The organism is Pseudonocardia autotrophica, assembly GCF_003945385.1.
In the GTDB taxonomy this organism is placed as follows: Bacteria; Actinomycetota; Actinomycetes; order Mycobacteriales; family Pseudonocardiaceae; genus Pseudonocardia; species Pseudonocardia autotrophica.
The window spans coordinates 369,857-382,262 of record NZ_AP018920.1 but is presented as its reverse complement, the minus strand read 5'-3'; the positions used below and the strand labels follow the sequence as shown (position 1 = coordinate 382,262).

General features: G+C 74.0%; 12 protein-coding genes and 1 tRNA gene. 7 read left to right on the top strand and 6 right to left on the bottom strand.

Going from position 1 to position 12,406, the window contains the following annotated elements; genetic code table 11:
- The first annotated feature begins 13 nt into the window (after positions 1-13).
- The gene (locus Pdca_RS01850) at positions 14-1,177 is read left to right on the top strand and encodes a TetR/AcrR family transcriptional regulator (RefSeq protein WP_085911827.1); all 1,164 of its coding nucleotides are present in this window, start codon (positions 14-16) and stop codon (positions 1,175-1,177) included.
- Positions 1,178-1,216: 39 nt separating this feature from the next.
- Complete coding sequence (locus tag Pdca_RS01845; RefSeq protein ID WP_085911828.1) at positions 1,217-2,764, top strand: acyl-CoA synthetase; 1,548 nt, start codon at positions 1,217-1,219, stop codon at positions 2,762-2,764.
- 393 nt (positions 2,765-3,157) lie between these two features.
- Here the strand turns inward: Pdca_RS01845 and Pdca_RS35245 are convergent.
- The 3 genes from Pdca_RS35245 to Pdca_RS01835 form a co-directional block, all read right to left on the bottom strand.
- Positions 3,158-3,243 (bottom strand) — tRNA-Ser (locus Pdca_RS35245).
- 44 nt (positions 3,244-3,287) lie between these two features.
- Positions 3,288-3,749 carry a nucleoside deaminase gene (locus tag Pdca_RS01840; protein WP_085911829.1) on the bottom strand — a complete coding sequence of 154 codons (462 nt, stop codon included), beginning with the start codon at positions 3,747-3,749 and terminating at the stop codon, positions 3,288-3,290.
- Between the two features lie 2 nt (positions 3,750-3,751).
- Positions 3,752-4,267 (bottom strand): tRNA adenosine deaminase-associated protein, encoded by a 516-nt coding sequence (locus tag Pdca_RS01835; protein ID WP_085911830.1) that lies wholly within the window; start codon positions 4,265-4,267, stop codon positions 3,752-3,754.
- Positions 4,268-4,378: 111 nt separating this feature from the next.
- Between Pdca_RS01835 and Pdca_RS01830 the strand changes: the two genes are divergently transcribed.
- Positions 4,379-5,590 carry a M20 metallopeptidase family protein gene (locus tag Pdca_RS01830; RefSeq protein ID WP_085911999.1) on the top strand — a complete coding sequence of 404 codons (1,212 nt, stop codon included), beginning with the start codon at positions 4,379-4,381 and terminating at the stop codon, positions 5,588-5,590.
- A gap of 160 nt (positions 5,591-5,750) precedes the next feature.
- Here Pdca_RS01830 and Pdca_RS37420 read toward each other — a convergent pair whose 3' ends face one another.
- Complete coding sequence (locus tag Pdca_RS37420) at positions 5,751-5,873, bottom strand: hypothetical protein (protein ID WP_269462831.1); 123 nt, start codon at positions 5,871-5,873, stop codon at positions 5,751-5,753.
- 359 nt (positions 5,874-6,232) lie between these two features.
- Between Pdca_RS37420 and Pdca_RS01825 the strand changes: the two genes are divergently transcribed.
- From Pdca_RS01825 to Pdca_RS01810, 4 genes are all read left to right on the top strand, one after another.
- Entirely contained in the window at positions 6,233-7,591 is a 1,359-nt protein-coding gene (locus Pdca_RS01825; RefSeq protein ID WP_085912000.1) for an MFS transporter, read from the top strand.
- A 42-nt stretch (positions 7,592-7,633) separates the two neighbouring features.
- Positions 7,634-8,941, top strand: a complete 1,308-nt coding sequence (locus Pdca_RS01820) for an amidase (protein ID WP_197719892.1) — start codon at positions 7,634-7,636, stop codon at positions 8,939-8,941.
- Positions 8,941-9,585: a hypothetical protein gene (locus Pdca_RS01815; RefSeq protein WP_232021771.1), complete on the top strand. Its 645-nt coding sequence runs from the start codon at positions 8,941-8,943 to the stop codon at positions 9,583-9,585. Before Pdca_RS01820 ends, Pdca_RS01815 begins: the two co-directional genes overlap by 1 nt.
- A gap of 81 nt (positions 9,586-9,666) precedes the next feature.
- Positions 9,667-10,614, top strand: coding sequence for a prephenate dehydrogenase (locus Pdca_RS01810; protein ID WP_232021378.1), 948 nt, complete (start codon positions 9,667-9,669; stop codon positions 10,612-10,614).
- Between the two features lie 117 nt (positions 10,615-10,731).
- Here Pdca_RS01810 and Pdca_RS01805 read toward each other — a convergent pair whose 3' ends face one another.
- A complete protein-coding gene (locus tag Pdca_RS01805) occupies positions 10,732-11,340 on the bottom strand; it encodes a putative glycolipid-binding domain-containing protein (RefSeq protein ID WP_085911832.1) in 609 nt (202 codons plus the stop codon).
- An 85-nt stretch (positions 11,341-11,425) separates the two neighbouring features.
- Positions 11,426-12,367, bottom strand: a complete 942-nt coding sequence (ligD, locus tag Pdca_RS01800) for a non-homologous end-joining DNA ligase (RefSeq protein ID WP_085911833.1) — start codon at positions 12,365-12,367, stop codon at positions 11,426-11,428.
- Positions 12,368-12,406: the final 39 nt, after the last annotated feature.

Genomic DNA, 12,406 nt, shown 5'->3' with positions numbered 1-12,406 from the left:
CGAGCGATGAGCGATGAGCACCGATACCCGGGCACGTGACACGGCTCCGCGGCGCCGTCCGCGTGACCGCAAGCAGCAGATCCTGGCCGCGGCGCGGGACCGCTTCTGGTCCCAGGGCTACCACCGGGTCGCGATGGCCGATCTCGCCGCCGCCGTCGACATCGGCGCCAGCGCGCTCTACCGGCACTTCCGCGGTAAGCAGGAGCTGCTGCTGGCCGTCCTCGACGACGACCTGACCCATCTCGAACGGGCCGCCCACGACCCGGACACCGACGTCGTGGACGGCATCGCCCGCGTCGGGCTGGAGCGCCGCGGCTTCGGGTTGATCTGGGAACGCGAGGCCGGGCACCTCCCCGAGCCCGAGCGGCGCGCGATCCGGCACCGCCTGCGCGCGCTGGCCGCGACCATCGGCACCGCGGCTCCGGACCGGCCGACCGCGGACATCCGCACCTGGGCGGCCCTGTCGGTGCTGGACAGCCCGTCGCACCATCGGACATCGCCCGATCCGGAACGCTTCCGGCAGCTGATCACCGGATCCGCCCGCGCCTGCCTCGCCGCCCCATTGCCGGCGCCGGCGTCGAGCGGCCCGGCCCCCCGGCACGATCCGCCGCTGCTGGTCCCGGCCTCCCGGCGGGAGGCGTTGCTCGCCGCCGCGGTGCGGCTGTTCGCCGAGCGCGGATACCCGTCCGTCGGGCTGATCGACATCGGCGCCGCAACCGGGATCGCAGGCCCGAGCGTCTACCACCACTTCCCCACCAAGAACGACCTGCTCGAAGCCGCGCTGCGCCGCGGTGAGGAGCGCCTCTGGCTCGGCCTGCACCACACCCTGACCCGTGCCGACGACGAGACGTCCGCCCTGCGCATGCTCGTCGAGGACTACACCGCGTTCGCCTCCACCGATCCGCAGCTCGTCGGCATCCTGCTCTCCGAGATCATCCATCTCCCCGCGGACCGCCGCACCGCCTTCCGGACCCGCCAGCTCGACTACGTGGCCGAGTGGGTCGCGTTGTTCCGCGCGATCCGTCCGGGGTCGGACGAGGGCGAGGCCCGCGTTCTCGTGCACGCCGCACTCGCCGTCGTCAACAGCCTCACCCGCATCCGGCACCTGCGCTCCCGGCCCGGCCTCGACGCCGAGATCGCGGCCCTCGCGCACGCCGTCCTGCGGCCCGATCAGTGACATCCCGGTAGGACCACACTTCAACGTGGAAGGTGTCTCATGCGACTGACCCAGGCCCTCGACCGAGCCGTACAGCAGACCCCCGACCTGGCCGCGACCGTGTTCGGCGACCGGACACGGAGCTGGGCGCAGTGCCGGGACCGGGTGGCCCGCTTCGCCGGAGCGCTGCGCGCGCTCGGGATCGGGGCCGGCGACCGGGTGGCGATGCTGGCGCTCAACCGCGACGACTACCACGAGTTCCAGCTCGCGGTGCCCTGGTCGGGTGGGGTGGGCGTCCCGGTGAACACCCGCTGGAGCGTCGAGGAGATCGCCTTCTCGCTCGCCGACTCCGGCACCCGGATCCTGCTCGTCGACGACACGTTCCTCGACCGGGTCGCGGCCGTCCGCGAACGCGCGCCCTCGGTCGAGACGGTGATCCACTGTGGTGACGGGCCCGCCCCCGAGGGGCTCCTCTCCTACGAGGAGCTGATCGCCGGCCACGATCCGGTGCCCGACGCCGGGCGCGGCGGTGACGATCTCGCCGCGATCTACTACACCGGCGGCACCACCGGACGCCCCAAGGGCGTGATGCTCACCCACGCCAACCTGCTCAGCTCCGCCCTGGGGACCTCCGCGACCGGGCACTTCCTCGTCCCCCGTGGCCGGCTGCTGCACGCGGCACCGATGTTCCACCTGGCCGACGGTGCGGCCTGGGTCGCGCGCAACGTCCTCGGCGGCACGCACGTGATCGTGCCCGGGTTCACCCCGGCCGGGGTGGCCACCGCGATCGCCGAGCACCAGGTGACCGACGCGCTGCTGGTCCCGACGATGGTGCAGATGCTGGTCGACTCCCCCGACACCGCGGACCACGACCTGTCGAGCCTGCGCCGGCTGCTCTACGGCGCGTCCCCGATCAGCGAGGCGGTCCTGGAGCGGGCCGCCAAGCGCCTCCCGGCCGCCGAGTTCACGCAGTTGTACGGGATGACGGAGCTGTCCCCGGTGTGCACGATCCTCACCCCGGACGACCACGGGCAGGACGGGCTGCGGCGTTCGGCCGGGCGGGCCGCTCCGCACAGCACCGTCCGGATCGTCGACGAGAACGACGAGGACGTCCCGGTGCGCACCGTCGGCGAGATCGTGTCCCGCGGACCGCACGTGATGCTCGGGTACTGGAACCGGCCCGAGGAGACCACCGCCGCGCTGCGCGGTGGGTGGATGCACACCGGCGACGGCGGCTACCTCGACGAGAACGGCTACCTGTTCGTCGTCGACCGGATCAAGGACATGATCGTCTCCGGCGGCGAGAACGTGTACTCCGCCGAGGTGGAGAACGCGCTCGCCCGCCATCCCGCCGTCGCCTCCTGCGCGGTGATCGGGGTTCCCGACGAGCAGTGGGGCGAGCGGGTGCACGCCGTGGTGGTGACCGCCTCGGGACACGAGGTCACCGCGGACGAGCTGCGCGAGCACTGCCGCGAACTGATCGCCGGCTACAAGTGCCCCCGCAGCGTCGAGTTGGTCGACGCCCTGCCGATGTCCGGTGCCGGGAAGATCCTCAAGCGGGAGCTGCGCGCGACATACTGGGAGAGCACCGACCGCGGCGTCTCCTGACCGCGGCGCCGCCGCGCCCTCCGCTGGGGCTGCGGCGCCTCGGCTCGTGTTCGCATGGGTTCGGCTCGTTCGCACGGGATCGGATCCCATGCGGATGCGACGAACCCGTGCGAACCGTGGCGGGCGGGCGCACGCGGCCGAGGCGCGGCCGGACCGCTCGGCCCGTGCCACATCGCGGCGCCGGGATGAGGCCGGCGCGAGGCTCCGGACCTCGGATCGAAGCTCGCACGGGTTCGACTCGTTCGCACGGGATCCGATCCCGTGCGAACGCGGCAAACCCGTGCGAACGGACGGCGGGGCGGCCGCAGCCGGGCGCGCCGCGTGCGGCTGCAGGGTGGCGCGCATCCGACGAAGGGCCGGATCTCCGACTCGGAGATCCGGCCCTTCGACCAGCGGTAGCGGTGGGATTTGAACCCACGGAGGCTATGAACCTCACGCGCTTTCGAGGCGCGCTCCTTCGGCCGCTCGGACACGCTACCGCCGAGAAGGCTACTAGACGGTCTCGCGCAGAACGGGCGGGGGGTCAGCCGCGGTGATCGGCGAAGAACGACTCGAGCAGAGCCGCCGCCTCGCGCTCGCGGACCCCGCCGACGACCTCGGGACGGTGGGTCAGTCTGCGGTCCCGCAGGACGTCCCACAGCGAGCCGGCGGCGCCCGTCTTCGGCTCCCAGGCGCCGAACACCACCCGCTCCACCCGGGCGAGCCCGATCGCGCCGGCGCACATCGTGCACGGTTCGACGGTCACCGCGAGTGTCGCGCCGGTGAGCCGCCAGCTGCCGACGACCCGGGCGGCGGCGCGCAGCGCGAGCACCTCGGCGTGCGCGGTGGGGTCGCCGAGCGCCTCACGGGCGTTGCACGCGGTGGCCAGCTCGGAGCCGTCGGCGGCGAGCACGACCGCGCCGATCGGGACATCGCCGGTCGCCGTCGCCTCCTGCGCCACCCGGAGCGCGCGGGCCACCGCGGCCTCGTCGGCGGGGCGGAACACGCTCAGGAGTTGACGAGCTCGTCCAGCTGGCCGGCGAAGCCGCAGCGGCGGGCGATCGTGTCGAGCTGCTCGTCCGGGTAGAGCTCCAGGTCGGAGACCAGGACCTCCAGCTCGTCGGCGGGCAGGCCGAGATCGGCCAGGATCCCGAGATCGCCCTCCGGCCAGGGGTCGTCGAGGGCGTCGTCGTCCGGCGGGAGCTCGACGCGCAACAGATCGAGGACATCGGCCGCGACGTCGTAGTCCAGCGCGGCGACCGCGTCGGAGATCAGCAGCCGCACCCCGCCCGCCGACGGGCGCAGCAGGACGAAGAACTCGTCGTCGACGTCGAGCAGCCCGAGCACCGCCCCGGTGGACCGCTGCGCGCGCAGCGCGGTGATCGCAGCGTCGAGGTCGACGAGCGCCTCGGCATCGAGCCGGACACAGCGCCACCGCCCCTCCTCGCGGATCGCGGCGACCGCGAATCCGGGCAGGGCGGCGCCACGGGTGTCCGGGGCTGCCTCGACGCTCTGGGTGGGCACGATGGCAACGGTACGTCCCGAACGGCGTGTGAGCCACGCCACGACCAGGTATGCGTGGTCACATCGGTCCGGTGGGTCGCCCGACGGACGACGGTGGACGACGATCGGTCCATGTCCATCACCCCTGCGTCGGTGTCCCACCTGCCCGACGGGCTGCTCGCCCGGGCCCGCGCGCTGCAGCCGCGGACCGTCGCACTGCGCCGCGAGCTGCACCGGGCCCCCGAGCTGGGCCTCGATCTGCCGCGCACCCGCGACGCCGTCCTGCGGTCGCTGCAGGACCTGCCGGTGTCGGTGCGGACCGGCCGGTCGTGCAGCTCGGTGGTCGCCGTCCTGGAGGGTGCGCGACCGGGGCCGACCGTGCTGCTGCGCGGTGACATGGACGCGCTGCCGCTGCAGGAGGACACCGGTCTCGACTTCAGCTCCGGGACCGACGGCGCGATGCACGCCTGCGGGCACGACACGCACACCGCGATGCTGGCGTCGGCGGCGCGCCTGCTGGCCGGGCACCGGGACCGGATCGCCGGCCGGGTGCTGCTGATGTTCCAGCCGGGCGAGGAGGGATTCCACGGGGCCCGGCACATGATCGACGACGGGCTGCTCGACGACGATCCGGCGCTCGCCTACGCCCTGCACATCTCCTCGACCGTCCCCAGCGGGGAGCTGCACCATCGGCCGGGGCCGATCATGGCCGCGGCCGACGTCCTGACGGTCACGGTGACCGGCCGGGGCGGACACGCGTCGGCACCGCAGGACGCCTGCGATCCGGTCCCGGCGGCAGCGGCGATGGTCGGCGGGCTGCAGACGATGCTCACCCGCCGGGTCGGCCCGCACGACGCGGCGGTGCTCACCGTGGCCCGGATCCAGGCCGGGACGACCGACAACATCATCCCCGAGACGGCCGAGCTGACCGGCACCCTGCGGACGCTGTCCGAGCCGGTGCGGGCGTTGCTGCACACCGAGATCGAGCAGCACTGCCGGCACATCGCGCTCGCCCACGGCTGCACCGCCGAGGTGCGGATCGTGCGCGGCTACCCGGTCACGGTGAACGACGGCCCGGCGACCGCGGCGCTGGTCCGGGTCGGCGAGCGGGTGCTCGGCGACGACGCCTGCGTGCCGATGGTGAACCCGCTGATGGGCGCCGAGGACTTCTCCTACGTGCTGGACCGGGTCCCGGGCGCGCTGGCGTTCCTGGGCGCCCGTCCACCGGGGACGGACCCGGCGACGGCACCGCCGAACCATTCGAACCGGGTGGTGTTCGACGAGGCCGCGTTCCCCGCGGGGGTCGCGGTCTACGCGGGTCTCGCGCTCGCCGCGCTCACCTGAGCCGGGGCGTCACCGGAAGGTCCGGTCACCGTCCGGCCTCGACGACGAGCTTTCCGACGACATCCGGGCTGGCATGGTCCGCGCGGCGGTCGACGCCCCGGGCGCCTCCGGGCCCGGAGTCCGGGGACGTCGGCATCGCGATCACCCGGACGGGTGCGGTTCAGACCGCCCCGGTGCCGCGGCGCGAGCCCTTCCAGTTCCGCTGCGCGTATGCGGCCAGGGCGGAGGTCACCGCCAGGCCCACTCCCGCACTCGCAACGATCGACATGAACACGGTCGCCATGACGGCTCCTCCTCACGACGGGCACGCGCCGCGACCGCGGTCCGGGTCCGGATGACCCGGGCGGTGCGACGGCGCTTGCGAATCCACGACGCCGTCTGCGCCCATCGGCGACGATCCCACGCGTGACACTCGCTGTCCCGGGCCCGGGAAATGCCGATCAGATGATTCGCGCCACAAGCCGGACAGCGCCCCGCCCGGCGACTCCGGCCTTGTTCGCCTAACGTTTTTCACGACCATCGAATAAATCGGACACATCGTCATGGACCGACAGTTACGTTACGAAACGATTGAGTCGGGACGATGCCGTCAGGGGGATCGACGTGGACGTGGACGCAGGTGGGACGCCCGAAGGCGTCACGGTGACCGATCCGGCAACCATGCGACGAGCGGTCGCCGCAGCAGCAGTCGGAAACATCACCGAATGGTTCGACTTCGGGGTGTACGGCTATCTGGCGACGACGATCGAGGCACAGTTCTTTCCGCCCGGACCGCTGGCCCAGGTCGCGGTGTTCGCGACGTTCGCCGTCGCCTTCTTCTTCCGGCCGTTGGGCGGGTTGTTCTTCGGACCGCTGGGTGACCGGATCGGCCGGACCAAGGTCCTGTCCATCACCGTGATCATGATGGCGTTCGGGACGTTCCTGATCGGACTGATCCCGTCGTACGCGACGATCGGTATCGCCGCGCCGATCCTGTTGGTCGCGGCCCGGGTGGTGCAGGGCTTCTCCACCGGCGGCGAGTACGCGGGTGCGATGACCTTCATCGCCGAGTACAGCCCGGACCGCCGGCGCGGGTACTTCGGCAGCTTCCTCGAGCTGGGGACGTTCATCGGCTACGCCTTCGGCGCCACCATCGCCTCGGTGCTCCCGCTGGTGTTCAGCGAGGAGTTCATGTCGAGCTGGGGCTGGCGGATCCCGTTCTTCGTCGCGCTGCCGCTGGGCATCGTCGGGGTCTACCTGCGGGTGCGGCTGGAGGAGACGCCGGCGTTCCAGACGCTGCTGTCGCAGTCCGAGGAGCGGGAGGGCACCGAGGTGCGCGACGGCCTCCGGCTGATCTTCACCAGGTATCTGCCGACGTTCGTGATGGTCGGCGGGATCGTGGTCGCCTGGAACGTCACGAACTACATGCTGACCAGTTACATGCCGACCTACCTGGAGAGCGACGTCGCCGCCAACGGCGGGACGGCGATCGACTCGCAGACCTCGGCCTGGCTGCAGATCGCGGTGTTGTGGGTGGCTGTGCTCGTCATTCCGTTCCTGGGGCGGCTGTCCGACCGGATCGGCCGCAAGCCGATCATGTGGGTGGGTGCGGGCGGCCTGATCGTGCTGGGCATCCCGATGATCCTGCTGCTGCGGACCGGGTCGGTGCCGACCGTCCTGCTCGGCCTGGTGCTGATGGGCGGGATCCTGATCTGCTTCTCGGCGACCGGCCCGTCGACACTGCCCGCCGTGTTCCCGACCGAGATCCGCTACGGCGGGCTCTCGATCGCGTTCAACATCTTCGTGTCCGCGTTCGCCGGGACCGTGTCGCTGGTGATGAGCGCACTCGTGCTGGCCACCGGGGACCTGCTGTGGCCGGGCTACTACCTGATCGGCGCCGGGGTCGTCGGCGTGATCACCCTGTGGTTCCTGCCGGAGACGAACGGGCGCCCGCTGCGCGGGTCGCAGCCCTCGGCGTCGAGCCCGGAGGAGGCACGCGAGCTGGCCCGCGCCGCGCGCTGAGGAGCTTGTCCGCACCGGGCGGGGAACGGCACGCTGGAGTCCGTGCTGCCGCTCCCCGCCCTGCTGCGTGCCCTGACCTCGGGGGAGCTCTCCCCCACCGACCACGTCGACGACGTCCTGGCCCGGCTGGAGCGCGACGAGACCGGCTGCGTGATCACCCTCGACGCCGACCGGGCGCGCGAGCGGGCCGCCGAGCTGACGGCGTCCGCGGCCCGCGGTGAGCGGATGGGCCCGCTGCACGGCGTCGCGGTCGGGATCAAGGACCTCATCGACGTGGCCGGGCTGCCGACCCGCTGCGGGTCGCGGCTGCTCGCCGATGCCCCGCCGGCGGCCGCCGATGCCGCGGTGGTCGCGTTGCTGCGTGCGGCCGGGGCCGTCGTCGTCGGGAAGCTGCACACGCACGAGTTCGCCTACGGCCCGGTCGGGGACACCGCGGCGACCGGGCCGTGCCGCAACCCGCACGACCTGTCCCGCATCACCGGCGGGTCGTCGTCGGGGTCGGCGGCGGCGGTCGCGGCCGGACACCTCCCCCTGGCGGTGGGCACCGACACCGGTGCGAGCGTGCGGACCCCGGCCGCGTTGTGCGGGGTCGCCGGGCTGAAGCCGCGGCGCGGCGCGATCCCCGGCGCCGGGGTCTTCCCGCTCGCCGAGTCGTTCGACACGGTCGGGCTGCTGGCCACGGACGCCGCGTCGCTGGCCGTAGCCCGGGCGGCACTGGGCGGGCCGGGCCCCGCCAATCCCGGCGCCGTCCGGGTCGGGATCGCCGGGGGCGGCTGGTGGCGCCCGCACGAACCGGTGCTCGCCGACGCCGTCCGGACGGCCGCCGACGCGCTGGCCGGCCTCGATCACACCGTGTCCGAGGTGGACACACCGGGGGTCGCCGAGCTGGCCGCGACCTATCCGGTGATCACCGGCGCGGAGGCCTACGCGACCCATCGGGACTGGTACGCCACGCGGCGCGACGAGTACCAGACCGCCACCGCGCAGCGCCTCGCCCCGCACGCGGAGGCCCCGGCCCACACCTACGTCGACGCCCGCCGCGCCCGTCGCCGGCTCGCGTCGGCGCTGGTGGAGCACCTGCGCGGCCGCGCCGACGTGCTGGTCTGCCCCACCACCCGGCTGCGTGCCACCCCGATCGGCGCGGACACCGTGCCCACCCCGGCCGGCGACGTCGCGGTGCGGCCGTCGCTGCTGGAGACGACCTCGCCGTTCAACCTGACCGACCTCCCGGTCGTGGCCCTGCCGGTGCCGGTGCCGGGCCTGCCCGCGGGGATCCAGCTGGTCGGGGTGACCGTCGGCGAGGCCGAGCTGCTCGGGCTGGCCGGTGCGCTCGAGCGGGCGCTCCGATGATGGTCCCGGTGGCCGTGGCCCGGGGCGTCGTCGACGGCTCGGTGGACCGGGCCTACCGGCGGTGGGCCCGCCCCCGGGTGCGGGCCGGGGCGACGCAACGCACCGCGGCCGGTGTCCTCGCGATCGTCGCGGTGACCGAGATCGACCCGGCGACGATCACCGACGCGGACGCCGTCGCTGCCGGGGCCGCCTCGGCCGACGCGCTCCGCCGGGCGTTCCGCGGGACCGCCGCGGACCCCGTCTTCCGGATCGACCTGCGCCCGGGCGGACCCGACCCGCGCACCGCCCTGTCCCGCGACGACGTGCTCTCCGGCGACGACCGGGCCGCGATCACCGCCCGCCTGGACCGGCTCGACCGGGCGAGCCGGAGCGGGCCGTGGACCCGCGCCACCTTGCACGTGATCGCGGAGCACCCGGGCCGTCGGGCCGCCGAGCTGGCGGACCTGCTGGGGCGCGAGCGCGACCCGTTCAAGCTCGACGTGCGCAAGCTGAAGAACCTGGGACTCACCGAGAGCCTGGAGGTCGGTTACCGGCTCTCCCCGCGCGGCGTCGCCTACCGGGACACCGGGGACCGCTCCACTCACCGATCCACTGCCCCGGGCGAGGCGACCGGCCCCGGATCGGCGGACGCCGGGGCGGGGTGAGCGGCGCCCCGGCTGGGACGCCGGCACGCTGCGCCGAGGTGCACAGAGCGACGGCGGTGCGGGTCACTACGCTCGGTCGGCATGCGAGCGGTGTGCGTGCTGGGGACCGGACTGATCGGCGGGTCGCTGATGCGCGCCGCGGCGCGCGCCGGTCGCGACGTCTGGGGCACCGCGGCCTCCGAGGCCACCGCCGCGGCGGCCGTCGCGGACGGCTTCGACGTCACCACCGACGCCGACGCCGCGCTGTCCCGGGCGGCCGATGCCGACGCGCTGGTCGTCGTCGCGGTCCCGTTGACCGCGCTCGAACCGGTGCTGCGCAGGATCGACGCGATCGCCCCGACCTGCCGGCTCACCGACGCGGTCAGCGTGAAGGTCGCGGTCGCCGACGCCGTCGCCGAGTTCGCGCCCCGCACCCGCTACGTGGGCGGTCACCCGATGGCGGGGACCGCGGAGTCCGGCTGGGCGGCAGGCGATCCGGACCTGTTCGACGAGGCCGCCTGGGTGGTCGCCGCGGACGACGGCCTGGACCTCGGTGTCTGGCGCGACGTCGCCGAGCTGGCCTGGGCCTGCGGTTCGCGGGTGGTCCCGGCCGCGGTCGACGAGCACGACATCGCGGTCGCCCGGATCTCGCACCTGCCGCACCTGTTCGCGGCCGTGCTCGCCTCGGTCGGGGCAGGCGATCAGGGTGACGATCTGGCGCTGGCGCTGTCCGCGAGCTCGTTCGCCGACGGGACCCGGGTCGCCGGGACGCGTCCGGAGCTGGTGCTGGCGATGTGCGAGGGCAACCGGGCCTCGCTGCTCGCCGCGGTCGACGACGCGCTGGGCAGGCTCGGCGCGATGCGCGGCGCGCTGGCGTCCACCGGTGGGCTCGCCGCGACCGTGCGGTCCGGGCACGAGGCGCGGATGCGCTGGGCCTCGACCCGCGAACCGCTGGAGCTGCCGGTGTCGCTGGACGGGGACCCGTCGGCGGTGCTGGCCGAGCTGCGCGAGCTGGGGCGCCGCGGCGACGTCGTCGAGCCCTGGAAGTAGCCCCCCGGAACAGCACCGGGGCAGCGCCGGGACAGCCCCGCGAGCAGCCCTGCGAAGCGGCCGCGGCAACAGCATCGCGAGCAGGGAGCGAGCCCGGCGAGACAGCCCGGCCGGCACTCAGCCTGCGGTCAGCTCCGTGCGGGTGGCGAGGCCCGGGTACCCGAGGACGAAACCGTCGGCGTCGACGGTCAGCTCCGCCGTCACCTCGCCCGCCTCGAACCCGACGACCGCCGGATCGGAACCGGTGCCGGCCCGCACCGTGCGGTAGGTCTGCTCGGTGGCCTCCACCCGCAGCGTGGGGAGGTCCACGAAGACCACCGGGACGACGTGCTCGCCCTTGTCCCGGTGCAGCCCGAGCCGCCGGATCGGCAGCGCGTTGAACACCGGGCTGAACGCGAGGTCGACGTCGCGGGCGCCGTGGAACTCGCCGCGGGTGCCGCCGGAGCCGTCGTCGACCAGCCAGACGCCGTCGGTGCTGCGGCTGATCGTCAGCTGCTGCTCGCCACCGGCGGTCGCGACGTCCACCGCGAGCCGGGACAGCGTGCCGTCACCGGCCACGACCAGCCGGTACGACGCGGTCAGCACGCCGCCCGAGACGTCCCGGGTGCCGCGGATCAACCGCCCGACCGCCCGGAAACCACCGCCGGACGTCGTGATCCGGGCGGACTCGAGCCCGTCCGCACCGTGCGTGTCCGGCTCGGAACGCCAACTGAGCATGATCGCCATGCACACCTCCGCCTCGGGATCGACGCCGCGGGACTGTCATTCCACACCGCCGCACCGCGTGCGCAGAAGCGTGGTGATCGTGTCATCATCCGGGCTCGCGGCGCACCTCGGCCGGGCCGACGTCGTCGCGCACCCCGCGGAACACCGGTTGCCGCAGCCGCCCCGCCTGCGTCCGCCCCAGGTGCGCCACCTCGACGACGACCGACGGGGTGCACCATCGGGCCCCGGTCGCGTCCGCCCGCGGGATCGCCGTCGCGAACGGGGACGTCGCGGACTCCAGCGGCCCGAGCCGCTCGGCGAGCACCTGCTGCACCGCGGTCCCGGCGAGACCGGACCCGACGCGTCCGGCGAACTCCAGTCCGTCCGGCCCGGGCACGCCGAGCAGCAGTGCACCGATCCGGTCCGCGCCGGACCGCTCCGGCCGCCAGCCGCCGACCAGGCAGCTCTGCGAGTGCCGGTGGGCGACCTTCACCCAGTCCGGGCTGCGCCGCCCCGGCCGGTACACCGACGTCTCCTTCTTCGCGACGACGCCCTCCAGCCCGCGCTGGGCGGTGACCGCCAGCAGCGCGGCGCCGTCCGGGTACAGCGGGGACATCTCGACGTGCGCGATGCGCGCCGGGGCCAGCCGGTCCAGCGTCGCGCGGCGCTCGGCCAGCGGACGGTCGAGCAGCGGCACCCCGTAGAGCCGCAGCACGTCGAACACCATGAACGTCACCGGGCGGCGCTGCGCGGCGGCCGGCCCCACCACCCCCTGCATACGGTGCGCGAGCGCGGCGAAGCTGGGGACGCCGTCGTCGAGCAGCACGACCTCGCCGTCCAGTACGACGTCCGGCGCCAGCTCCAGCAGCCCGGCCAGCTCGGGAAAGTTGGGGGTGACGTCGCGCCCGGAACGGGTACGCAGTTGCAGAACGGGCGCTGCGCCACCGGGGCCACCCTCGGTGACCGTCGCCAGCACGCGCATGCCGTCCCATTTGACCTCGAACGACCATCCCGGCCCGGTCGGGAGGGTTCCGGGGGTGGCGAGCATGGGCAACACACCGTCATGCTGTCACCGAACGCCGGGACG